The organism is Pantoea sp. ACRSB (assembly GCF_022346905.1).
GTDB lineage: Bacteria > Pseudomonadota > Gammaproteobacteria > Enterobacterales > Enterobacteriaceae > Pantoea > Pantoea piersonii.
In genome coordinates this window covers 344799-367989 of record NZ_JAKRNL010000002.1, presented here as the reverse complement: position 1 = coordinate 367989, position 23191 = coordinate 344799, and the positions used below count along the sequence as shown (strand labels likewise).

General features: G+C 60.7%; 24 protein-coding genes and 1 other annotated feature. Of the genes, 8 read left to right on the top strand and 16 right to left on the bottom strand.

The genetic code is table 11. The annotated features are described in order from the left end of the window. Positions 1-78: 78 nt before the first annotated feature. From MHZ89_RS08040 to hisL, 11 genes are all read right to left on the bottom strand, one after another. A complete protein-coding gene (locus MHZ89_RS08040; protein ID WP_311782570.1) occupies positions 79-873 on the bottom strand; it encodes an ABC transporter substrate-binding protein in 795 nt (264 codons plus the stop codon). A gap of 62 nt (positions 874-935) precedes the next feature. Next, a complete protein-coding gene (locus MHZ89_RS08035) occupies positions 936-1412 on the bottom strand; it encodes a YbaK/prolyl-tRNA synthetase associated domain-containing protein (RefSeq protein WP_311782569.1) in 477 nt (158 codons plus the stop codon). Positions 1413-1488: 76 nt separating this feature from the next. Next, the gene (hisIE, locus tag MHZ89_RS08030) at positions 1489-2100 is read right to left on the bottom strand and encodes a bifunctional phosphoribosyl-AMP cyclohydrolase/phosphoribosyl-ATP diphosphatase HisIE (RefSeq protein WP_311782568.1); all 612 of its coding nucleotides are present in this window, start codon (positions 2098-2100) and stop codon (positions 1489-1491) included. Beyond that, positions 2094-2870, bottom strand: a complete 777-nt coding sequence (hisF, locus tag MHZ89_RS08025) for an imidazole glycerol phosphate synthase subunit HisF (RefSeq protein WP_311782567.1) — start codon at positions 2868-2870, stop codon at positions 2094-2096. Before hisF ends, hisIE begins: the two co-directional genes overlap by 7 nt. Beyond that, a complete protein-coding gene (hisA, locus tag MHZ89_RS08020) occupies positions 2852-3589 on the bottom strand; it encodes a 1-(5-phosphoribosyl)-5-[(5-phosphoribosylamino)methylideneamino]imidazole-4-carboxamide isomerase (RefSeq protein WP_311782566.1) in 738 nt (245 codons plus the stop codon). The genes hisF and hisA overlap by 19 nt, the downstream gene beginning before the upstream one ends. Then, positions 3589-4179 carry an imidazole glycerol phosphate synthase subunit HisH gene (gene hisH / locus MHZ89_RS08015; protein WP_120453345.1) on the bottom strand — a complete coding sequence of 197 codons (591 nt, stop codon included), beginning with the start codon at positions 4177-4179 and terminating at the stop codon, positions 3589-3591. The genes hisA and hisH overlap by 1 nt, the downstream gene beginning before the upstream one ends. Continuing rightward, a complete protein-coding gene (gene hisB, locus MHZ89_RS08010) occupies positions 4179-5246 on the bottom strand; it encodes a bifunctional histidinol-phosphatase/imidazoleglycerol-phosphate dehydratase HisB (RefSeq protein WP_311782565.1) in 1068 nt (355 codons plus the stop codon). The genes hisH and hisB overlap by 1 nt, the downstream gene beginning before the upstream one ends. After that, the gene (gene hisC / locus MHZ89_RS08005) at positions 5243-6319 is read right to left on the bottom strand and encodes a histidinol-phosphate transaminase (RefSeq protein WP_311782564.1); all 1077 of its coding nucleotides are present in this window, start codon (positions 6317-6319) and stop codon (positions 5243-5245) included. Before hisC ends, hisB begins: the two co-directional genes overlap by 4 nt. Beyond that, on the bottom strand, positions 6316-7623 hold the full coding sequence (gene hisD, locus MHZ89_RS08000; RefSeq protein ID WP_311782563.1) for a histidinol dehydrogenase: 1308 nt from the start codon (positions 7621-7623) through the stop codon (positions 6316-6318). Before hisD ends, hisC begins: the two co-directional genes overlap by 4 nt. A gap of 3 nt (positions 7624-7626) precedes the next feature. Next, positions 7627-8526 (bottom strand): ATP phosphoribosyltransferase, encoded by a 900-nt coding sequence (gene hisG / locus MHZ89_RS07995; RefSeq protein ID WP_120453352.1) that lies wholly within the window; start codon positions 8524-8526, stop codon positions 7627-7629. Between the two features lie 50 nt (positions 8527-8576). Continuing rightward, positions 8577-8697 (bottom strand) — a sequence feature (His leader region). Further along, positions 8673-8720 carry a his operon leader peptide gene (hisL, locus tag MHZ89_RS07990; RefSeq protein WP_100396937.1) on the bottom strand — a complete coding sequence of 16 codons (48 nt, stop codon included), beginning with the start codon at positions 8718-8720 and terminating at the stop codon, positions 8673-8675. It overlaps the preceding feature by 25 nt. Before the next feature lie 147 nt (positions 8721-8867). Here hisL and MHZ89_RS07985 point away from each other — a divergent pair, with 147 nt between their 5' ends. Then, positions 8868-9695 (top strand): SDR family oxidoreductase, encoded by an 828-nt coding sequence (locus MHZ89_RS07985; RefSeq protein ID WP_120453354.1) that lies wholly within the window; start codon positions 8868-8870, stop codon positions 9693-9695. 10 nt (positions 9696-9705) lie between these two features. Here MHZ89_RS07985 and MHZ89_RS07980 read toward each other — a convergent pair whose 3' ends face one another. From MHZ89_RS07980 to puuD, 3 genes are read right to left on the bottom strand one after another with little or no spacing between them, the layout of a single operon-like run. Next, positions 9706-10983, bottom strand: coding sequence for an FAD-binding oxidoreductase (locus MHZ89_RS07980; protein ID WP_311782562.1), 1278 nt, complete (start codon positions 10981-10983; stop codon positions 9706-9708). 24 nt (positions 10984-11007) lie between these two features. Further along, positions 11008-11565, bottom strand: a complete 558-nt coding sequence (gene puuR, locus MHZ89_RS07975; RefSeq protein ID WP_311782561.1) for an HTH-type transcriptional regulator PuuR — start codon at positions 11563-11565, stop codon at positions 11008-11010. Further along, positions 11562-12326 carry a gamma-glutamyl-gamma-aminobutyrate hydrolase gene (gene puuD, locus MHZ89_RS07970; protein WP_311782560.1) on the bottom strand — a complete coding sequence of 255 codons (765 nt, stop codon included), beginning with the start codon at positions 12324-12326 and terminating at the stop codon, positions 11562-11564. The genes puuR and puuD overlap by 4 nt, the downstream gene beginning before the upstream one ends. A 209-nt stretch (positions 12327-12535) precedes the next feature. On the opposite strand from puuD, the gene MHZ89_RS07965 reads away from it, so the two are divergent. Continuing rightward, the gene (locus MHZ89_RS07965; protein ID WP_311782559.1) at positions 12536-13951 is read left to right on the top strand and encodes a glutamine synthetase family protein; all 1416 of its coding nucleotides are present in this window, start codon (positions 12536-12538) and stop codon (positions 13949-13951) included. 349 nt (positions 13952-14300) lie between these two features. Then, entirely contained in the window at positions 14301-15656 is a 1356-nt protein-coding gene (locus MHZ89_RS07960) for an APC family permease (protein WP_311782558.1), read from the top strand. 47 nt (positions 15657-15703) lie between these two features. On the opposite strand, the gene MHZ89_RS07955 is transcribed toward MHZ89_RS07960, so the two are convergent. Together MHZ89_RS07955 and ygbI are read right to left on the bottom strand one after the other, a co-directional pair. After that, the gene (locus MHZ89_RS07955; RefSeq protein ID WP_311782557.1) at positions 15704-16969 is read right to left on the bottom strand and encodes a phosphatase PAP2 family protein; all 1266 of its coding nucleotides are present in this window, start codon (positions 16967-16969) and stop codon (positions 15704-15706) included. A 105-nt stretch (positions 16970-17074) separates the two neighbouring features. Further along, positions 17075-17836 (bottom strand): DNA-binding transcriptional repressor YgbI, encoded by a 762-nt coding sequence (gene ygbI / locus MHZ89_RS07950; protein WP_311782556.1) that lies wholly within the window; start codon positions 17834-17836, stop codon positions 17075-17077. 262 nt (positions 17837-18098) lie between these two features. On the opposite strand from ygbI, the gene ltnD reads away from it, so the two are divergent. The 5 genes from ltnD (at position 18099) to MHZ89_RS07925 (ending at position 23150) form a co-directional block, all read left to right on the top strand. Next, on the top strand, positions 18099-18998 hold the full coding sequence (gene ltnD, locus MHZ89_RS07945) for an L-threonate dehydrogenase (RefSeq protein WP_311782555.1): 900 nt from the start codon (positions 18099-18101) through the stop codon (positions 18996-18998). A gap of 2 nt (positions 18999-19000) precedes the next feature. After that, positions 19001-20269, top strand: coding sequence for a 3-oxo-tetronate kinase (gene otnK, locus MHZ89_RS07940; protein WP_311782554.1), 1269 nt, complete (start codon positions 19001-19003; stop codon positions 20267-20269). Beyond that, the gene (locus MHZ89_RS07935; RefSeq protein WP_311782553.1) at positions 20262-20888 is read left to right on the top strand and encodes an aldolase; all 627 of its coding nucleotides are present in this window, start codon (positions 20262-20264) and stop codon (positions 20886-20888) included. Before otnK ends, MHZ89_RS07935 begins: the two co-directional genes overlap by 8 nt. Continuing rightward, positions 20888-21673, top strand: a complete 786-nt coding sequence (locus tag MHZ89_RS07930; RefSeq protein WP_311782552.1) for an HPr family phosphocarrier protein — start codon at positions 20888-20890, stop codon at positions 21671-21673. Before MHZ89_RS07935 ends, MHZ89_RS07930 begins: the two co-directional genes overlap by 1 nt. A gap of 121 nt (positions 21674-21794) precedes the next feature. After that, positions 21795-23150 carry a GntP family transporter gene (locus MHZ89_RS07925; protein ID WP_311782551.1) on the top strand — a complete coding sequence of 452 codons (1356 nt, stop codon included), beginning with the start codon at positions 21795-21797 and terminating at the stop codon, positions 23148-23150. The last annotated feature ends 41 nt before the right edge of the window (positions 23151-23191 follow it).

The window sequence follows — 23191 nt, the reverse complement described above, 5'->3', positions numbered from 1 at the left end:
GGGGCGCAGCTGCGCCCTGGAAATGAAGAAAAGTATAGTGCCGAATTAAAGCGGGCGACCAGTTGCGTCGCCCCAGGGTTACGGCTGGACAGAAATGTCAGTAGCGAAGTACTGCTTTTGGATCTTGTCGAAGGTGCCGTTCTTTTTGATTTCGGCGAAGGCGTTATCCAGCGCGGTTTTCAGTTCGGTATCGCCTTTACGCAGGCCAATCGCGGTTCCCGGACCGATAATCGGATCCTGTACAATCGGGCCGGCCAGTTCGAAATCTTTGCCCTGTGGGTGTTTCAGGAAGCCGTTTGCCGCCTGCGCCGCATCGGTAAATACCACATCCAGGCGGCCAGAGATAAGGTCGCTCTCTACCTGTGCCTGATCGCCATAGGGCACGACGTTCACGCCATACGGCTGCCATTTGGCGCGCGCATAACGCTCCTGCACTGTGCCTTGCTCCACGCCGACGGTTTTACCCTTCAGCGACTCGGCGGTCGGCAGCAGGCCGGAACCTTTACGCGCAATCAGCTGGGTATGGGTGTCATAGAGCGGTACGGTAAAGTCGATCTGCTTCAGACGCTCTTCGGTAATGCCCATATCTGACAGGATGGCGTCGAACTTACGCGCCTTGAGCGCCGGGATCATGCCGTCGAACTGACTTTCCACCCAGACGCATTTTGCCTGCATCTGCTGGCACAGCGCATTGCCCAGATCGATATCAAAGCCGACCAGCTTGCCCTGCGAGGTTTTGGATTCAAACGGAGGATAGGTCGGATCGACCGCGAAGCGTACCTGTTCGATTTTCGCCTGCGCGCCAAAAGCGCAGCCTGCCAGCAGAGCAGTCATCAGCGCAGCGCGCAGACGTGAGGGAGTGTAAATAGCCATTTAATCTTCTTTTATCGTGATGTTGAATTAAGCAGAGTACCTGCCTGCTATCACGATGACAATTACTGGATTATTTTCACTACGTTAGCATTACAGAGGCGGCGATAATCGTCGGTATTGACTATGACCGACCTGTCCAGCCGACCGGCGTTAAAGGCGATCTCCTCAAAACGCTCGAACAGCAGCGGATCGACCACCAGCGTCAAATCGGGGTGAAAAGAGAAGGGCGGAATAGCGCCGAACACACAGCCGGTCAGCATATCCACTTCCGCCGGGCTGGCGAGCGAGGCGCGCCGACCGCCAACCGCCTCCGCCACGCTGGTTAAATCCGCCTGCTGATCTGCGGGCAGTACCGCCAGCACATGCTGTTTAACGCCGTTGCCTTTGACGTGGCACACCAGCGCTTTTGCGCCCTGGCCCACCGCTGTGCCGCGGATTGCCGCCACCGCCTCGCATTTGCCGGTCGCTTCATGCGTAATCAGCCGATAGCGCGCCTGATGCCGATCCAGCAGGGCGAGCAGTTTTTCATGGGTAGTCATCGCGGTTCCTGAGAAATATACGCTCGGTGTTGCTCAAGGCCCGGTGGATTTCCCGGTCTTGAGCAACGTAACCTGGCTACTTATGACGCGCGCGCAGATTATTAATGATGGCGCTAAGGTCGAGATCCTGGTCCTGTAGCAGCACCAGCAGGTGATAGAGCAGGTCAGAAGCCTCGTTAGTCAGCTCGTGGCGGTCATTAACCGTCGCTGCCAGCGCGGTCTCGACGCCTTCTTCACCCACTTTCTGCGCGATACGCTTGGTGCCGCTGGCATAGAGCTGCGCGGTGTAGGAGCTGGCGGGATCGGCGCTTTTGCGCGACGCCAGCAGCTGCTCAAGCTGATAAAGAAAGGCCCAGTCGGGCGCAGCGGGCGAGAAGCAGCTTGAGGTGCCGCGGTGGCAGGTCGGGCCGACAGGATCGGCCAGCACCAGCAATGTGTCGTTGTCGCAGTCCGGCGTGATGCTCACAACCTTAAGGAAATGGCCGGAGCTTTCGCCTTTGGTCCAGAGACGCTGTTTAGTGCGCGAGAAAAAGGTAACGTTGCCTTCGCTCAGGGTTTTCGCCAGCGCGTCCTGATTCATATAGCCGTGCATCAGCACTTCGCCGGAAACGTTGTGCTGCACGATAACGGGCATCATGCCCTCAGTTTTGGCCCAGTCGAGGCGGGCCAGTTGCTCTTCAGTTAACACGCGCGAATCTCCACTCCGTTCTCTTTCAGAAAGCCCTTCAGCTCGCCAATATTAATAATTTGCTTGTGGAACACCGAGGCGGCCAGCGCGCCGTCGACGTTCGCCTGTTCAAAAGCGTCAAGGAAGTGCTGCATGGTGCCTGCGCCGCCGGAAGCGATCAGCGGCACGTTGCAGACGTCGCGTACTTTTTTCAGCTGCACCAGATCGTAGCCGTTGCGTACGCCATCCTGGTTCATCATGTTCAGTACGATTTCGCCTGCGCCCCGCTTTTGCACCTCCTGCACCCACTCCAGGGTCTCCCACTGGGTGACGCGCGTGCGCGCTTCGTCGCCGGTATACTGGTTAACATGGTATTTGCCGCTGGCCTCGTCAAACCAGGTATCAATTCCCACCACGATGCACTGCACGCCGAAGCGATCCGCCAGGCGGGTGATGAGCGAAGGATCGGCCAGCGCAGGTGAGTTAATAGAAATTTTGTCGGCACCGAATTCCAGAATGCGCGCCGCGTCCTGCTCGCTTTTAATGCCGCCCGCCACGCAGAAGGGAATATCGATCACTTCCGCCACGCGCGACACCCAGCTTTTGTCGACCACGCGGCCGTCGCTGGAAGCGGTGATATCGTAGAAGACCAGCTCGTCCGCGCCTTCCTGGGCGTAGCGCTGCGCCAGCGGCACGATATCGCCGATGATCTCATGGTTGCGGAACTGGACGCCTTTGACGACCTGACCGTCGCGCACGTCAAGACAGGGAATTATGCGTTTTGCCAGCATGCGATAGCCTCCGAAACCGTGAATTTACCTTCCAGTAAGGCGCGACCGACGATCACGCCCTTAACGCCGCTGCCGCGCAGCGCCGCGATATCCTCAATGCCGCCGATGCCGCCAGAAGACTGAAACGCAATATCGGGATAGCGCGCCGTTACTTCCTGATAGAGCGCGACGTTAGATCCGCTCAGGGTGCCGTCGCGCGAAATATCGGTGCAGAGCACATGCTTCAGGCCCACCGGCGCAAACTGCGCGATAACCTCTTCCAGCGTGACGCCCGCCGCTTCCTGCCAGCCGCTGATGGCGACCTCTTTACGGTTCGCCGCGTCGATGCGCACATCCAGCGCCAGCACGATCGCCTCGGGGCCGAACTCGCTAAACCACTTTTTCACTTCCTCCGGCTCTTTCACCGCCGTGGAGCCGACCACGACGCGGCTGGCGCCGGCATCCAGCAGCGCCCTGACGTCGTCGCGCGTGCGAATGCCGCCGCCGACCTGCACAATCGCCTCAACGCCGTTAAGCAGCGTTTGCAGCAGCGGGATCTGGCGCTGCGCCGGATCCTTTGCGCCGGTCAGGTCTACAAGATGCAGCACCTTCGCGCCCTGGCTGGCATACTCCTGCAGGCGCGGCAGCGGATCGCTGCCGTAATCGCGCTGCTGGCCATAATCGCCCTGATGCAGACGCACCACTTTGCCGTCAATTAAATCTAACGCGGGGATAATCATCACATCTCCAGGAAGTTTTTCAGCAGCTGCGCGCCCGCTTTGCCGGAGCGCTCGGGGTGGAACTGCACGCCAAAGAAGTTATCTTTCTGCACCGCCGCGGTGAAGGGCTGGCCGTAATCGCACTGGGCGATGGTGCTGGCGTTCACTGGCATGGCGTAGCTGTGCACGAAGTAGAAGTAGCTCTCTTCATCGATGCCGCGAAACAGGTGATTGCCCGCCTGAGCGATAATCTGGTTCCAGCCCATATGCGGCAGCGGCAGGCCCTGGGTATCCATCAGCCCGCAGGCCGCGTCGATAATGCCGAGGGTATTGATGCCGCCGTTCTCCTCGCTGCTGCTGCCCAGCAGCTGCATGCCGAGGCAGATGCCCAGCACCGGCTGGGTGCAGGCTTTGATCAGATCCACAAGGTCGCGCTCTTCCAGCTGATTCATCGCCGCCTGCGCGGTGCCGACGCCCGGCAGAAACAGTTTGTCGGCACGCAGCACCACGTCAGGATCGCGGCTGACGTCAGGCGTGTAGCCAAGACGCTCCACCGCCCATTTGACCGACGAGAGGTTGGCGCAGCCGGTATCGAGGATCACCACGTTCATTACAGCACTCCTTTCGAGCTGGGCAGGGTGTTGCCCTCAACGCGGATCGCCTGGCGCAGCGTGCGGCCGAAGGCTTTAAACAGGCTCTCCACGCGGTGGTGATCGTTCTTGCCCTTGGTTTTAAGGTGCAGGGTGCTCATCATGGCGTAGGAGAGCGAGCTGAAGAAGTGCTCCACCATCTCGGTGCTCATATCGCCGACGCGCTGATAGCTGAACTCCGCCTTGAATTCGAGGTGCGGGCGGCCGGAGATATCGAGCGCGCAGCGTGCCAGACACTCATCCATCGGCAGCACAAAGCCGAAACGGCCAATGCCGCGCTTGTCGCCCAGCGCTTTCAGCAGCGCCTCGCCGAGCGCCAGCCCGGTATCTTCAATGGTGTGGTGATCGTCGATATAGAGATCGCCTTTGACTTCGATATTCATGCGGAAGCCGCCGTGTACCGCAATCTGGTCCAGCATATGGTCGAAGAAGCCGACGCCGGTGTTGATTTTGCTGCCGCCTTCGCGGTCCAGCCAGACCTCGACCTGAATCTGCGTCTCTTTGGTGTTACGGTTAACCAGCGCATGGCGGTCGCGTCGGGTCAGTCGCGCCTGGATAGCGTTCCAGTCCTCGCCTTCGCGGCCGAAGCGGATGCCCTGGATGCCCATATTCTGCGCCAGCTGGATATCGGTCAGCCGGTCGCCAATAACATAGCTGTTTGCCACGTCAATAGCGCCTTCCGCCAGCCACGCCTCGACCATTTTGGTCTTCGGCTTGCGGCAGTCGCAGTTATCTTCCGGCTTGTGCGGACAGATCAGCACGTCGTCAAAGCGGATGCCCTGCGAGCTGAGCACCTGCATCATCAGGTTATGCGGGCCGTCGAAATCCGCCTGCGGAAAGCTGCTGGTGCCCAGCCCGTCCTGATTGGTGATCATCACCAGGCGGTAACCGGCGCTCTGCAGAGCCAGCAGCGCCGGGATGACGTTGGCTTCAAACGCCAGCTTTTCCAGGCGATCCACCTGAAAATCCTCAGGCGGCTCGGCGATAAGGGTGCCGTCGCGATCGATAAAAAGGGTCTTCTGACTCATGCTCTCTCCACAGATAAAGCCTGTAACGCGGCGATCAGGCGCTCGCACTCTTTACGCGTGCCGATTGAGATGCGCAGACATCCCGCAAGGCCCGGATTTTTGTTCTGGTCGCGCAGAATAATGCCCTGATCCCACAGGGATTTAAACACCGCAGGCGAATTGTCGAAGCGCGCCAGAATATAGTTGGTTTCGCTCGGGAAGACCTGCTGCACGATGCTGAGCCGGGAGAGCTGCTCCAGCAGCCAGGCGCGGCTGGCGTTCAGCTCGGCGACGTGCTGGCGCATCAGCGCGATGCCCTGGTCGCTCAGCGCCTGACCGGCGACGTCGGCGACCGGCGTTGCCAGCGGGTAGGGCGCGATCACCTTCATCAGCAGGTCGATGACCGGCGGGTTCGCCAGGGTAAAGCCGCAGCGCAGACCGGCCAGCGCAAAGGCCTTTGACAGCGTGCGCAGGATCACCAGGTGCGGGTAATCCTTCAGCCAGCTGCTCAGCGTCGCCTGCGGACAGAATTCAATATAGGCTTCATCGGCCACCACCAGCGCCTTTCCTGCGGTCATCTCCAGCAGCGCGCGGATGTCGTCCGGGTTGATCAGGTTGCCGGTCGGGTTGTTGGGGCTGCACATATAGACCACTTTCACCCCGTCGAGCTGCTCCGCGATGGCGGGCAGATTAAGCTGCCAGTTCTCCAGCGCGGGTACGGTGCGGTACTCAATGCCGATGGTTTCCGCGCTGACGCTGTACATGCCGTAGGTCGGCGGGCAGAAAAGAATCGCGTCTTTGCCCGGCTCACAGAAGGCGCGCATTACCAGTTCGATGCCCTCATCCGCGCCGCGGCTCACCAGCACCTGTTCCGGCGTCAGCCCCGCGTAGGCGGCGTAGCGCTCAATCACAAGCTTCGGCTGACATTCCGGGTAGCGGTTCAGCGTCTGCTGCGACAGCTCAAATTCCACCGGCAGCGGAAATTCGTTGGCGTTGAGCCAGACGTCGCCGTTGCCGCCCAGGCGGCGCGCGGACTGGTAGGGCGTCAGGGCGCGCACGTTATCGCGCGCCAGCTCTTCAATATTCCGGCTCATGCCTGCTCCTTATTCAGCGCGGCGACGCGCAGGGTAACGGCGTTTTTATGGGCCTCCAGCTGCTCAGCGGCGGCCAGGGTTTCAATCGTAGCAGCCAGATTCAGGAAGCCCTGCGGCGTCAGCTCCTGCACCGTCATGCGCTTCTGAAAATCGGCCAGGCCGAGGCTGGAGCTGGTGGCGGTGTAGCCGTAGGTCGGCAGCACATGGTTGGTGCCAGAGGCGTAATCGCCTGCCGACTCCGGCGACCAGTCGCCAAGAAACACCGAACCGGCGCTGGTAATGGCGTCCACCAGATCGCGCGGCTGGCGCGTCTGAATAATCAGATGCTCCGGGCCGTACTGATTGGAGATCGCCACGCACTCTTCAAGATCGCGCGTGACGATGAGACGGCTGCTCGCCAGCGCCTGGCGCGCGGTCGCAGCGCGCGGCAGGGCCTGTAGCTGCGCCTCGACTGCTTCGGCGACGTTCTGGGCCAGCGTCAGCGATGGCGTCAGCAGAATTACCTGGGAGTCGGGGCCGTGTTCCGCCTGCGACAGCAGATCGGAAGCGACAAAGGCGGGCGTTGCGCCTTCGTCGGCGATAACCAGCACTTCCGACGGGCCGGCGGGCATATCGATCGCCGCGCCGTCGAGACGCTGGCTCACCTGACGTTTCGCCTCGGTGACCCAGGCGTTGCCCGGCCCAAAGATTTTGTCTACTTTCGGCACGCTCTCGGTGCCGAAGGCGAGCGCGGCGATCGCCTGCGCGCCGCCGACCTGAAAGACCTCTTCAACGCCGCAGAGCTGCGCCGCATAGAGGATCTCATCGGCGATCGGCGGCGGTGAGCAGAGCGCCACGCGGCTGCAGCCGGCGATGCGCGCCGGGGTCGCCAGCATCAGTACGGTAGAGAAGAGCGGGGCGGAGCCGCCGGGAATATAGAGGCCGACCGAGCGCACCGGACGGGTGATCTGCTGACAGCGCACGCCGGGCTGGGTCTCCACATCCACGGCCGCCAGCTTCTGCGCGTTGTGGAAGGTTTCGATATTGGCGACGGCGGCGGCCATCGCCTGTTTAAGGGCGTCGCTCAGGCGTGCACCAGCGGCCGCTATCTGGTCTGGCGTGACGCGCAGCGCCTCTACCTGCGCCTTGTCGAAGCGCGCGCTGAACTCGCGCAGCGCCGCGTCACCGTTGCGCTTTACCTGCTCCAGTACATCGCGCACCGTGGCGCTGATGGCGTCGGAGGCGGCGATAGCCGGACGCTGCAGCAGCGCCTGCTGCTCTTCCTCGCTGCACTGCTGCCATTCGATGGGGGTCATAAAGGACATGGCTTACTCCATCATCTTTTCAATTGGCAGCACCAGAATCGAGCTGGCGCCCAGCGCTTTCAGTTTTTCCATGGTTTCCCAGAACAGCGTTTCGCTGCTGACCATGTGCATCGCCACGCGGCTCTGATCGCCCGCCAGCGGCAGTACGGTCGGACGCTCGGCACCGGGCAGCAGCTGGATCACCTCTTCCAGACGTTCGCTCGGCGCGTGCATCATGATGTATTTGGATTCACGCGCTTTGATAACGCCCTGAATACGGGTCATCAGCTTATCGATCAGCTCCTGTTTCTCTGGAGCCATTTCGCCATCGCGCTGGATCAGCACCGCCTTTGAGCGGTAGATCACTTCAACTTCACGCAGGCCGTTGGCTTCCAGCGTGGCGCCAGTTGACACTAAGTCGCAAATCGCGTCCGCCAGTCCGGCGCGCGGCGCGACTTCCACCGAGCCATTCAGCATGCAGGGTTTGAAATTGAGGCCTTTTTTGTCGAGGTACTGTTTCAGCAGGTGAGGATAAGAGGTGGCGATGCGGGCGTTATTCAGACACTGCGGGCCGGTGTACTCTTCATCTACCGGCATCGCCAGCGACAGGCGGCAGCCGCCGAAGTCCAGGCGACGCAGGGTAAAGTAGCGCGGGTCGTCGCCCTGCGCGCGGCGCGTCAGCAGCTCCTCTTCCAGCACGTTTTCGCCAATGATGCCGAGATCGACCACGCCATCCATGACCAGGCCCGGAATATCGTCATCGCGCACGCGCAGAATATCGATCGGCATGTTCTCCGCGAAGGCGATCAGGCGCTGCTGCTGCAGGTTGATTTTAATGCCGCAGCGCGCCAGCAGTTCGCGTGAGTCATCGCTTAAACGACCAGATTTTTGCATAGCTATGCGAATGCGCTTGTTATCTAACATCGATCCTGTCCTCTTTTTCATTCCTGTCTGAAAAGGTATTGCGCCAGCCCATAAAAAAACCCCCGGAAGACGATCTTCCGGGGGTTCTCTTTGCGTTCGCACCACTGGAAGATCTGAATGTCTCCCAGCACACATCGCCTGAAAGACTAGTCAGGGTGATGGTGGTGATGATGGTTGAACTGAACGCGTGTCATAAAAAATTCCGTTGCTGAATGAGTATTCATTTGCGTGCTGATTAACCTAGCGAAGATAACTGCGATGCGCAACCCTTTTTTAATCTTTGCGGTTCGGCAGCGGCGCGCACTAAGATGAACAGCAGTGAGGCAAGCGCAGGAGAGAATATGAAGAAGGTCGCAATTATCGGTCTGGGATGGCTGGGCATGCCGCTCGCGCTCGCGCTGGCGGCGCGCGGCTGGCAGGTCACCGGCAGTAAAACCACGCCGGACGGCGTCGAGGCGGCGCGACGCTGCGGCATTGACGCGGTGCAGTTACGGCTGACGCCGGAAACAGAGTGCGATGCCGAGGATCTCGCCATGCTGTTCAGCGTCGACGCGCTGGTGGTCACCTTGCCCGCCAGCCGTACGGCGGAAGGGGGCGAGAGCTATATGCAGGCGGTGCAGAACGTGGTGAACAGCGCGCTGGCGAATCAGGTGCCGCGCATTATTTTCACCAGTTCGACCTCGGTCTACGGCAGCGGCAACGGCGTAATGAAAGAGAACAGCGCGCTGCAGCCCGAAACGGTGGCGGGCAAGACGCTGGCGGAACTGGAGAGCTGGCTGCACGATCTGCCCGGCACCCAGGTCGATATTCTGCGTCTTGCCGGTCTGGTAGGGCCGAGCCGCCATCCTGGCCGCTTTCTGGCAGGGAAAACCGGGCTGAGTAACGGCTCACACGGCGTGAATCTGGTGCATCTGGACGATGTTGTAAGCGCGATTACGCTGCTGCTGCAGACGCCGAAAGGCGGCCGGGTCTATAACCTCTGCGCGCCGAAGCATCCGTCGCGCGACGCCTTTTACCCGGCGGTATCGCGCCAGCTGGGCCTGACGCCGCCAACCTTTTTGCCTTCGCCATCCGGCGAGACCGGCAAGCTGATTGACGGCTCGCGTATCTGCAACGAACTGGGGTTTGAGTACAGCTACGACGATCCGGCGAAAATGCCGCTGGCGTAATCTCAGCCTCTCACACGCCGAGCCGATCGCGCAGCGCATACCAGGCGGCGCCCATCGCGGTCAGCGGCACCTTAAAGCGCCGTCCGCCGGGGAAGGGCAGGTGCGGCAGCTTCGCAAAGGCGTCGAAGCGTTCCGCATCGCCGCGCAGCGCTTCACAAATCAGCTTCCCGGCGAGATGGGTGCAGGTAACGCCGTGGCCGCTGTCTCCCTGCATAAAGTAGACGTTGTGTTCCAGCCGGCCGAACTGCGGCAGCCTGGAGAGGGTGAGCAGGAAGTTGCCGCTCCAGCGATAGCTAAAGGCGATATCGCGCAGCTGCGGGAAGGTACGCAGCAGCTTGGGACGGATCAGCGCGTCGATATCCCCCGGATCGCGCGCGCCATAGACGACGCCGCCGCCATAGAGCAGCCGGTTATCGGCCGTCAGCCGGAAGTAGTCGAGCAGATAGTTGCAGTCCTCGACGCAGTGATTGTTCGGCAGCAGCGCCAGCGCCCGATCGCGGCTCAGCGGCTCGCTGGTGATGATTTGCGAGCCGCACGCCATGCTTTTCCGCGTCAGACGCGGCTCCAGCTGCGAAGGCAGATAAGCATTCCCCGCGAAAATCACGAAGGTCGCGCTCACCTCGCCGTGGGCGGTGGAGATCCGATTCGGCGCGCCATACTTCAATGCCGTCGCCGCCGAGCCTTCATAGATGCGCCCACCGTGACGACGGATCGCCTCGGCTTCGCCCAGCGCCAGGTTAAGCGGATGCAGATGACCGCCGCGCCGATCCAGCAGGCCGCCGACATAACGGTCGGTCGCGATTTCGCGCCGGATACCGCGCTCGTCCAGCAGTTCCAGATCGTGATTGCCATACTTTTCCCACAGCCGCTGCTGGTGGCGCAGATGGTTCATCTGGCGCAGGTTGAGTGCGGCGAAAATATTGCCGGGCCGGTAGTCGCAGGCGATGGCGTAGCGGTCGATGCGGTCGCGAATAATTTCGGCGCCCTCAAACATCATGCTGCCGAGCATACGCGCGCTCTCTTTGCCGTAGCGCTGCTCGATCACGTCTACATCGCGGCTGTAGGAGTTCACTACCTGCCCGCCGTTGCGGCCGCTGGCGCCGAAGCCGACGCGCGCCGCCTCCAGCACCACAACGTCGTAGCCCGCCTCAGTCAGGTAGAGCGCAGCAGAAAGGCCGGTAAAACCTGCGCCGATAATACAGACGTCACACTGGATACTCTCCCGCAGCATCGGCCAGGGCGCATGATCGTTGGCGGACGCCGCGTAGTAGCTTTCAACGTGTTGCATCACAACCTCCTGCGTGCGGATGCGTCAGAAATTGGCGGGCGTATGGGCGCTGACGATACGGCAGGGCTGCGCGGAGAGATTGGTAAAGCTGTGCGGCAGCCCGGTATCGATCACGTAACTTTCGCCCGCGTTAAGGTGGTAAGGTTGTCCGTTAACCACCAGGGTGATTTCTCCCTCCAGCAGCGTGCCGGTCTCTTCCCCTGGATGACGCAGCTTTTCCCCGGTGCTGGCGCCGGGCTGATAGGTCTCCAGCAGCATGCCGATTGACCGCTGCGCCTGCCCGTTGTCTACCAGCTTCAGCGATACCCCCTGGCTGCCGATCTCCACCAGATCCTCCTGGCGGACAATCACCTTTGGCGCATCATTACCTTTAGGCTCGGAGAAGAACTCCGACAGCGACAGCCCGTAAACTTTTAGCAGTTTCTGCAGCGTGCTGACCGCCGGGCTAACCTTGTCCTGCTCGATGGTGCTGATTGCGCTGTGGGTTAAGCCTGACAGTTCAGCGGCGCGACGCTGAGACAATCCCAACTCTTGCCGGATTTGCGATAAACGTCGTCCGGGCGCCAGAGCGGCATCGTTCATGGTGTTTTTTCCTTGTGATAGTGCTGTGCGGCGTGAATAAACCCCGCGAAAATCGCGCGCGAGGCGTCGTTATGTTCCGGCTGCCATTCAGGATGCCACTGCACCGCGAGGGCAAAGGGATGGCGGCGCAGGCTGACCGCTTCGATCAGGCCATCCGGCGCGCGCGCCTCAATGCGCAGCTGCGGGCCTGTCTCGCGGATGCCCTGATGATGCAGCGAATTAACCGCCAGCGGCGCGTCGTCTCCCAGCAGCCTCGCCAGCAGCCCGTCCGCTTCGGGAAAAACGTCATGTGCCGGCGCGTACTGTACGTTTAACGGCTGCGTCGCCTCTTCATAGTGCGTCAGACCTGTTTTTAGCTGGTCGAGATCGCGCCACAGCGCACCGCCGTTGGCTACCACCAGCTCCTGCATGCCGCGGCAGATGCCAAACAGCGGCATCCCGCGGCTGGTGGCCCAGGTAATAAGGGCGAAGGCGAGCCGGTCGCGGCCGGGATCGATATGCGCCTCTTTACCCGCTTCGCCATACTGCCAGGGTTCGATATTGCTTGGGCTGCCGGTCAGCAAAATGCCGTCAAGCGCCGCCAGCGCCTGCTCCAGCAGAGGGGGCGTCTCGCAGAGCTGATGAGGCAGGGCAAGGGGCACGCCGCCCGCCTGGGTTATCGCCGTCAGGTATTTGTTATGCACCGACTGCGTGGGATGGCCGCCATTATCGATCTGGCACATCGCTACGCCGATCAAGGGGTTGTTAAAAATAATGCCCATCTCATTCCTCGACTCGCTGTTCAAAAAATTCACCGATCGAGCACGCAAAGGGTAAAAGTGTGCAATATTTTTCCAATCTAGCAACGCACTGTTTGTTTCTCAAACAGTTTTGTTACATTTGCACACTTTTTGTGTTGGCGCTATGTTAGAAGAGTGGCTGTTATTTTGAGCATTGCGCAAACCAACTAACGGTAGAAGGCGGGTGGGACATGACGAACCTCGTGGAAGTTGAAGACTTCACGCGTCACAGTGAAGAGAGACGAACCAGCGCGTTCCAGCTTGAGGTGAAAACCTGGCTGGAACGCCATCCTGAAACGCAGTATGTCGATATCTTATTAAATGATTTAAATGGCGTCTTTCGCGGTAAGCGCATCCCGGTCGCCGCGCTGGCGAAACTGGAAAAAGGGTGTTATTTCCCGGCCTCGGTTTTCGCCATGGATATCCTCGGTAATACCGTCGAAGAAGCCGGCCTCGGACAATCTCTCGGCGAACCTGACAATCTCTGTATGCCGGTTCCTGGCACCTTAGTTCCCTCTGCTTCCGATCCTGAACACATCGCCCAACTGCTGTTGACCATGTGCAACCAAGATGGCACTCCCTTTGACGTTGAACCCCGCAATGTCCTTAACCGACTGTGGCAGCAGCTGCGCAATCGAGGGCTGTTTCCGGTGGTAGCGGTAGAGCTGGAGTTCTATCTGGTAGACAAGGCCCGCGACGCCGAAGGCTATATTCAGCCGCCGTGTGCGCCGGGCAGCAGCGAACGCAATATGCAGAGCCAGGTCTACTCTGTCGATAACCTGGATCACTTTGGCGCGGTGCTGCGCGATATCGACGCGCTGGCGCGTCAGCAAAATATTCCCGCCGACGGCGCGCTGGCGGAAGCCTCGCCAGGGCAGTTTGAAATCAACCTGCATCACACCCGCGACGTGCTGAGCGCCTGCGACCATGCGGTACAGCTTAAAAGGCTGATCCGTCAGGTAGCGGAGAACCACGGCATGACCGCAACCTTTATGGCTAAACCCTATGAAGAGTATGCGGGCAGCGGCATGCATGTGCATATCAGCATGCTGGACGCCGCCGATCATAACGCCTTCGCTACCGACGACGGCAGCGACTCGCCGCTGTTAAAGCGCGCGCTGGCAGGTATGCTCGACCTGATGCCGGCGTCGATGGCGCTGCTGGCGCCTAACGTCAACGCCTATCGTCGCTTCGTGCCGGAAGCCTATGTGCCGCTGCGGGCCTCCTGGGGGCATAACAACCGCACCGTGGCGCTGCGCATTCCCTGCGGCGACGTGGAAAATCACCGCGTGGAGTATCGCGTCGCGGGCGCGGACGCCAATCCCTACCTGGTGATGTCGGCAATCCTGGCGGGTATTCTGCACGGGCTGGATACCGCGCTGCCGTTGCCGCAGCCGGTACAGGGCAATGGCCACGAGGCGGAGGGCATTCCGCTGCCGGTGCGTCAGAGCGAGGCGCTTTGTGAATTTGAAAGCAGCTATCCGCTGCAAAAACTGCTGGGCGAGCGTTTCGGCGCGGTGTGGCACAGCTGTAAGCGCCACGAGATGATGCAGTTCGAGCGTCTGGTCACCGCTACGGAGATTGACTGGATGCTAAAAAACGCCTGAGAAAAAAGTGGCTATACTTATTAGCGGGTCTTGTGTTTTTCCTGCGTTTTGGGGCAAAATATGCGGCCTGCAAAAATCCGAATATAACCGATGCTTTTAAGAGCCTCGGTTATTTTTTTTGCATGTACTTAGCCGATTCGCATGAGGCCGGGCGCGCCCGGATAGATACACGTTAAAAAACGCGCAAGCGTACGAACTGAGGATACAAAGATGGGAATGTTTTTCATTCAGCCGGCCCGCGCTGGCTCTCGTTTCCGTGATGACTACGGCGCCGCGCTGGCTCATAATGCCGCCTTCCTTGCTCCCGTGATGCAATCCAGTCAGGTTGCAGCTCAGGGAGGTCTGAAACATGTCGCTTGATACCTCAGCACCACAGCGTGCGCACCTGAAAAAATCTCTGACCCTGCTTCCGGTCGTCATGATTGGCCTTGCTTACATGCAGCCGATGACCCTGTTTGATACCTTTGGTATCGTCTCAGGCCTGACCAGCGGTCACGTCGCCACTGCCTATGCCTTTGCACTGATTGCGATTCTGTTTACCGCCGTAAGCTACGGTAAGCTGGTACGCCGCTTCCCATCTGCGGGCTCCGCTTATACCTACGCTCAAAAGGCGATCAGTCCGCACGTCGGCTTTATGGTCGGCTGGTCATCTCTGCTGGACTATCTGTTCATGCCGATGATCAATATCCTGCTGGCGAAAAACTATTTCGAAGCGCTGGTGCCCGGCATTCCGTCGTGGATTTTCGTGGTGCTGCTGGTGGCGTTTATGACGATGTCCAACCTGCGCGGCATTAAAACCGTGGCGAACTTCAACAGCGTTATCGTTGTGTTGCAGGTTGTGGTGATGATCGGTATCACCGGCATGGTAATTTACGGCGTGGCGCACGGCGAAGGGGCGGGAACGCTTACCAGTTCGCAGCCGTTCTGGTCCGCTGACGCCCATGTGGTGCCGATGATTACCGGCGCGACAATTCTCTGTTTCTCGTTCCTTGGCTTTGACGGTATCAGCTCGCTGTCGGAAGAGACGAAAGATGCAGAGCGCACCATTCCGCGCGCGATTTTCCTGACGGCGCTGATTGGCGGCCTGATCTTTATCGTGGCGTCATACTTCCTGCAGCTTTATTTCCCGGATATTTCGCGCTTTAAAAATCCGGATTCGTCACAGCCTGAGATCATGCTGTACGTGGCTGGCCATGTGCTGCAGTTCGGCATTCTGATCTTCTCGGTAGTGACTGTGCTGGCGTCAGGTATGGCGGCGCACGCGGGCGTTTCGCGTCTGATGTACGTGATGGGCCGCGATGGCGTCTTCCCGGAGCGTTTCTTCGGCTATATCCATCCGAAGTGGCGCACGCCGTCGCTGAACGTGCTGCTGGTCGGCGCCGTTGCGCTGATGGCGATTCGTTTCGATCTGGTAACGGCGACGGCGCTGGTTAACTTCGGCGCGCTGGTGGCGTTTACCTTTGTTAACCTGTCGGTGATCGCTCAGTTCTGGATCCGCGAGAAGCGTAACCGCACGCTGCGCGACCACCTGAACTATCTGGTGCTGCCGGTGCTCGGCGCGCTGACGGTTGGCGCGCTCTGGATTAACCTGGAAGAAAGCTCGATGGTGCTGGGCCTGATTTGGGCCGCCGTGGGGATTGTTTACCTCGCGTTTGTTACCCGCAGCTTCCGCAATCCGGTGCCGCAGTACAGCGAAGAAGTCTAATCCGCTGATGATTAAAAAAGGGTGAGGCGCAGGCCTCACCCTTTTTTTTATCCGCGATGTCCCGCCTGCGCAAAGGCCGCGCTGAGATCCAGCCGCTGCCAGAACTGCTGCTCCGGCGTGTCGCCCGACAGCGGATAGCCTGTCGGCAGCGCCGTCTTCGCCATCAATGCGCGACGCTGCGCAGCCGAAAGCTGCGGCAGCGCCGACTCCAGCAGCACCTCCGCTCCCTGCGGCACGCTGAGCGCGTGCGCCTGAATGTGCTGTCGCGGCAGGTTGTAGGTCATGGTGAAGCGGTAGAACGTCTTCATTGCCGGATCCTGATAGTTATCATCGCCTTTTACGGTTTGCGCGCATACCACCAGCGAAGTGCCGCACTCTTTCTCCAGCGCGCTGCGTAGCTGGTCACGCGCCTCGCTGAACAGCTTGCGATAGGCGGGATCGTTAAGAAAGTGCGCCACGTTACGCTCGGCCACCATGCGCGAACCCATCACGTCGAGCGGGTAGTGCACGCCAAGCACGATACGGGAGTAGCCGTAGCGCGCGCCGCGCGCCAGCAGCGCCTGAAAACGCTCCGGGATCATCTGCGCCAGCAGCAGCGAGTCAGTTACGCCCGTATTGGTATGCCCGCTGGGAAAGGATCCGCCGTCGGCGGTGTAGAGTTTGCCATCTTTTACCACCACATCGTCCGGCACCAGATGGATGCTATTGCCCGCCGCCAGGAAGGGGCGCGGATAGTTAAAGTGCTTTTTCGCCGCGCTGGTGCTGATCTCTGTCGCTTTAATCAGCGCGGCCGCCTTGCCAAGCTCGCCTTTATCGTAGGCAGCCAGGAAGGCTTTGCCGAGACGCGGGCCGAGCGCGTCGGCGGTGAAATAGAGATAGCTGATGCCTTCCGCGTCGGCCAGCGCCTGGTGTCGCGCGCCCTGGGTGGCGTTAAGGTTAATGTCCGCTACCGTGGCGCGGTTAGCGTCCAGCGCCGTTTTCGGCAGCGCCGTAAAGCTGGAGAGCAGGGCGATACCCGCCTGCTGGTTGGCTTTTACCTGAAAGTCGTAGCCGCTCGCCTTGAGCCAGGCGCTGTCCGCCTGCGCGTGAGTTTGCTTCGCCTTTTCCAGCGCGTCGCGCGTCAGCGTCGGCGCGCCGTTCTGCAACGCCTGACGTTCCGCCTGCAGGATCTGCTGCTCCAGCGCGTTAAAAGCCGGGCTGTTCGATTCGGGGGTGGTGGTGCGCGCCAGTGCCGCCGCCTGCGGCAGCGTGGTTGCCTGCGCCTGCTGCGCCAGCAACAGCGCCGCAGCGATAAGCGTAAAACGTAATTTCATGTTTTTATCCTGTTATTCAGAGAATTACCTTGCCGGTTTTGACGGTAACTCTGCAGGATGACATTTTTATTGCAGCGCTGAGGTTCAAGGGGATTTAGCGCGTCGCTACTCCGCCAGCACCAGCTCCCAGCTCCCCTCGCTCAGCGCGCTGCGGGCGGCGGCGCTAAGCTGCGTATCGGTAATGATGCTGTCGAAGCTGTGCAGCGGCAGCGCCAGAAAGGTGGCGATCTTGTTGTACTTCGAGCTGTCGCTCAGCAGCACGCGCTTGCTGCTGACGTCGCTTACCGTCTGTTTCACCGTGACCTTATCTTCATCGGGCGTAAACAGCCCGCGTGGGCCCCAGCAGGAGGCGGAGATAAAGGCGATATCGATCGCCAGATGGCGCAGGCTGCGCGCCGCGCTTTCGCCCACGCAGGAGCGGTTGTCGCGGCAAACAGTGCCGCCGGTATGGATCACCCGACAGCCGCTCGCCTCCATCAGCAGGTTGGTCACCATAAAGTCATTGGTCACCACCAGCAGATCCTCACGGTCCAGCAGCTCGCGCGCCAGCGCCAGCGTGGTGGTGCCAGCATCCAGATAGATGCAGCTGTTGCGCGGAATATGCTGGGCGGCATAGCGGCCGATAGCGTTCTTCTCGGCGTTGTAAAGCGTGGTCTTCGTCTGGTGCGACGGCTCCGCCGCCAGCCGGTCGGCCGAACGCACGCCGCCGGAAACCGACAGCACCGCGCCTTGCTCCTCAAGCTTTTGCACATCCCGGCGAATGGTCATATGCGATACGCCGAGCCGCTCCGTCAGTTCGGCAATGCTCACCACGCCGCGTTCGGCGACCAGCGCCAGAATCTGCTGATGGCGTTCAATGGGTATCATCTTTTGCACTCCTTGCTTATCAATTTTTCACAGTTTAAAGCATTTGCTTAGCTAGTCGAATGAAAATCTTTGCCGCGTTGAAAGCGCGGATAGCCTGTTAAAATCCATGAATATCATAGAGATGGGTATGTTGTGAATAAATGTTCAATATTAGTCTGGTTAGTGAAAATATGTGACATATAGCACGTTTCTTCATCAGTAATCCTGCCAGTATTAACAACATACAACAAATAATCACTTAAATTAACAGCGGAGGCTTACGGTGCCACTCTCAAACGTCTGTGTTATCGGTTTAGGTTCAATGGGAATGGGCGCGGCGACTTCCTGTATTCGCGCCGGGCTGAACACCTGGGGCGTGGATCTTAATCCCGCCGCGCTGGACACGCTGCGGCAGGCTGGCGCACGTGACGCGCAAACCTCGGCCGACGGATTTGTCGAGCAGCTGGACGGGGTGCTGCTGCTGGTGGTGAATGCCGCGCAGGTTAAAGCGATTCTGTTCGGCGAAAACGGCCTGGCGGCGAAGCTGAAGCCCGGCACCGTGGTTATGGTCTCGTCCACTATCTCCGCCCAGGATGCGCAGCAGATCGAGCAGCAGCTGGCGCAGCACCAGCTGCTGATGCTGGACGCGCCGGTCTCTGGCGGCGCGGCGAAAGCGGCCACGGGCGAAATGACGGTTATGGCGTCCGGCAGCGACGCGGCGTTTGAGCGCCTGCAGCCGGTGCTGGATGCGGTAGCGGCGAAAGTCTACCGCGTCGGCAGCGAAATCGGCCTCGGTTCGACGGTTAAAATTATTCATCAGCTGCTGGCGGGGGTGCATATCGCCGTTGGCGCTGAAGCGATGGCGCTGGCGGCGCGCGCCGGCATCCCGCTGGAGACCATGTATGACGTGGTGACCAACGCGGCAGGTAACTCCTGGATGTTTGAGAACCGTATGCGACACGTAGTTGATGGCGACTACAGCCCGAAATCCGCCGTCGATATTTTCGTTAAAGATCTCAGCCTGGTGGCGGATACCGCCAAATCGCTGCACTTCCCACTGCCGCTCGCCTCCACGGCGCTCAATATGTTTACGGAAGCCAGCAACGCCGGTTACGGCCGTGAAGATGACAGCGCCGTGATTAAAATTTTCAGCGGCATTCAGCTGCCGCAGGCGAAGGAGTGAGCATGACGCGTTTAGGCATCATCGCCGACGATTTTACCGGCGCTACCGACATCGCCAGTTTTCTGGTGCAGAACGGGCTGCCCACCATCCAGTTTAACGGCGTGCCGCAGCAGCATGACGCGCTGACCGCGCAGGCGATTGTCATCAGCCTGAAGTCGCGTTCCTGCCCGGCGGAGCAGGCGATCGCCCAGTCGCTGGCCGCGCTGCGCTGGCTGCAGGAGCAGGGCTGCGATCGCTTTTACTTCAAGTACTGCTCGACCTTCGACAGCACCGAGCAGGGCAATATCGGCCCGGTAACCGACGCGCTGCTGGCGGCGCTGGGCGAAACTCAGACGGCGATCTCTCCGGCGTTGCCGGTCAATGGCCGCACCGTTTATCTCGGTCATCTGTTCGTCGGTGAGCAGCTGCTGAGCGACTCAGGTATGCGCCACCATCCGGTGACGCCGATGCGCGACAGCAATCTGCTGCGTCTGATGGAGCGTCAGGCGGCTGGCAAAGCGGGCCTTATCGCCGCGCCGCTGCTCGACCAGGGCGCGCAGGCGGTGCGCGACAGGCTGAGCGAGCTGAAAGCGCAAGGCGTTAACTACGTGGTGCTGGATGCCCTCCACGAGCAGCACTTGCTGACGCAGGGCGAAGCGCTGCGCGACATGCGTCTGGTTACCGGCGGCTCGGGGCTGGCTATCGGCCTGGCGCGCCAGTGGGCGACGGCCGACAGCGACCGCGCCGAGGCGGAAAACGCAGGGCGTCCGCAGGGCAAACGCGCCGTGGTCATCTCCGGCTCCTGTTCGCAGATGACCAATCTCCAGGTCAGCGCCTACCGTCAGCAGGCGCCGTCGTGCGAAGTTGAAGTCGCGCGCTGTCTGGACAACGTGGAGGCCTACGCGCAAAGGCTATGCGACTGGGTAGCCGCCCACAGCGACCAGCCGCTGGCGCCGCTGCTCTACGCCACCGCCGACGCGCAGCAGCTACAGGCGATTCAGCACGAGTATGGCGCGCAGCGCAGCAGCGAGGCGGTGGAACAGCTCTTTGCCGCCGTAACGCGCGAACTCAAGGCGCGCGGCTGGCAGCGCTTTATCGTGGCGGGCGGCGAAACCTCCGGCGTGGTGGCGCAGAGTCTCGGCGTCACGGCGTTTCATATCGGGCCGACGATTTCACCAGGCGTGCCCTGGGTTCGCGATATCCATCAGCCGCTGTCGCTGGCGCTGAAGTCCGGCAATTTCGGTGACGAACACTTTTTCCGCCGCGCACAAACGGAGTTTGCATATGACTGAACAACAGGCCCGCGAAGAGATGGTGAAGCTGGGCGCCTCCTTTTTCGCCCGCGGCTACGCCACCGGCTCTGCGGGCAATCTTTCTCTGCTGCTGGAGGATGGCAACCTGCTGGCGACGCCGACCGGCTCCTGCCTCGGCGAGCTAGAGGCCGATCGCCTGTCAAAAGTGACGCTGGCAGGGGAGTGGCTCTCCGGCGATAAGCCCTCCAAAGAGATCGCCTTTCACCGCGCGCTCTACGCCAGGGATCCCGAATGCAAAGCGGTGGTGCATCTGCACAGCCACTACCTGACAGCGCTCTCCTGTCTTGAGGGGCTGGATACGCAAAAATGTATCCGTCCGTTCACGCCCTACGTGGTAATGCGCGTTGGCGACGTGCCGGTAGTGCCTTACTACAAACCCGGCGATCAGCGGCTGGCGGACGATCTGTCGCGGCTGGCGGGCCAGTATCGCGCCTTTCTGCTGGCGAACCACGGGCCGGTTGTGGTGGGTAAATCGCTGCGCGAAGCCGCAGACAATACCGAAGAGCTGGAAGAGACCGCCCGACTGATGTTTACCCTGGGCGACCGCGCCATTCGCTACCTTAGCGCGAGCGAAGTGGCGGAATTAAGGAGCCGATAATGCCAAAGTTTGCCGCAAACTTATCCACCCAGTTCAATGAAGTTCCTTTTACCGAACGCTTCGCCGCCGCGGCGCAGGCCGGTTTCGACGCGGTGGAGTTTCTCTTTCCCTACGACTATCCGGCGGCGCAGCTCAAGCAGCTGCTGGATGAAAACCAACTGAAGCTGGTGCTGTTCAACACCGCGCCGGGCAACGTGGCGGCGGGCGAATGGGGCGTATCGGCGATTCCCGGCCGCGAAGCGGAAGCGCGCGCCGATATCGACCGCGCGCTGGAGTATGCGCTGGCGCTTGAGGTGCCGCAGGTGCATATCATGGCCGCGACGGTGCCGCCGGGCGCGGATCGCGCAGCATACGCCGACACCTTTGTGCGCAATATGCACTATGCGGCAGAGCGCTTTGCGCCTCACGGCATTAACCTGCTGCTGGAAGCGCTCAATCCGGTCACTAAACCGAACTATCTCTATGCCAGCCAGTACCAGACGCTGGAGATGGCGGCGCGCATCGATCGCCCCAACGTCTTTACCCAGCTCGATCTGTTCCACGCGCAGCTGGTGGACGGCAATCTCAGCCGTCTGATCCGTGAGAACCTCGGTCGCTACCGCCATATCCAGATCGCGTCCGCGCCAGACCGCCATGAGCCGGATGAAGGGGAGATCAACTACCCCTGGCTGTTTACGCTGCTGGATGAGGTGGGCTACGACGGCTGGATCGGCTGCGAATATATCCCGCGCGGCAACACGCTGGACGGTCTCGGCTGGTTTGCGCCCTGGGCGAAAAAACGCTGAGTGTTCTGCTAAGCCCGGCGCTGCGGCGTCGGGATGCTTTCATCCGTTTGTCATCCTGCGCCTGTTCCAGGCAGCACTGTACGCCTTATTCATAAAAAAATAACGATATCTGAGGATTACCATGTCCACCGCACTGCTGTTAGCCATTGCGACCGCCAGCATCGTCATACTGCTGCTGCTGGTCATTAAAGCCAGAGTCCATCCTTTTGTTGCGCTGCTGATCGTCAGCCTGCTGGTCGCCGTCGCGACAGGCATCCCCGCTGAGAAGATCATGGATACCATTATGAGCGGCATGGGCGGCCTGCTCGGCCATATCGCCATTATTATCGTGCTGGGGGCGATGCTCGGCGCGGTGATCGAAGCCTCTGGCGGCGCGGAGTCGCTGGCGCAGCGCTTCAGTAAAAGCCTCGGCATTAAGCGCACCGTCGCGGCGCTGACCATGGCGGCATTTATCCTCGGCATTCCGGTCTTTTTTGAGGTCGGCTTTATTATCGTTATCCCGTTGATCTACGGCTTTACCAAGGTAGCGCGCGTCTCGCCGCTGAAGTTTGGTCTGCCAATGGCGGGGGTGATGCTGACCGTACATGTGGCGCTGCCAACGCATCCGGGGCCAGCGGCCGCCGCGGGCATTTTGCACAGCGATATGGGCTGGCTGATGATGATCGGCCTGGCGATTTCAGTGCCGGTCGGCATCGTCGGTTACTATGTGGCGAAGCTGATGAATCGCCGCCACTACCATCTGTCGGTTGAAGTGCTGGAGCAGCTGCAAATGGCGAAGCCGGAAGGCGCGGAGAAGAAGAATGAGCCTGCGCCGCCGGGCGCGCTCACTATCGCGGGGTTGATTGTGGTGCCGATCCTGCTGATCGTCGTGGGCACGCTCTCTCATTCGCTGCTGGCGGCCGACAGCCTGCCGGGCAAAGTGATGACGGTTATCGGCACGCCGCCCATCGCGCTGCTGATTGCCCTGGCGCTGGCGGCCTGGCTGCTGGGCGTCCGCCGCGGCTGGAGCAGAGAGAAGCTGGAGGATTTGACCGGCCGCGCTATTCCGGGATCGGCGAGCGTGATCCTGGTGGCGGGCGCGGGCGGCGCCTTCGGTAAAGTGCTGGTGGAGTCGGGCGTCGGCAAGGCGCTGGCCACGACGCTGGAGACGCTGCATCTGCCGCTGGTGCCCGCCGCGTTTATTCTGTCGCTGGCGCTGCGCGCCTCGCAAGGCTCGGCCACGGTGGCGATCCTGACCACCAGCGGCCTGCTTACCTCCGCGGTCAGCGGCACCAGCGATATGGCGCGCGTGCTGGTGACGCTGGCGGCCTGTTTCGGCGGTCTGGGGTTGTCGCACGTTAACGACGCGGGCTTCTGGGTCGTGACGCGCTATCTGGGACTGTCGGTGGGCGATGGCCTGAAAACATGGACGGTGTTGACGACGCTGATGGGCCTGACGGGCTTTGTGCTGACCTGGCTGGTCTGGGCGCTGGTGTAACGCTCAGCGCGTCGTGCGGGCCTGACAGACGCCGCGCGCTG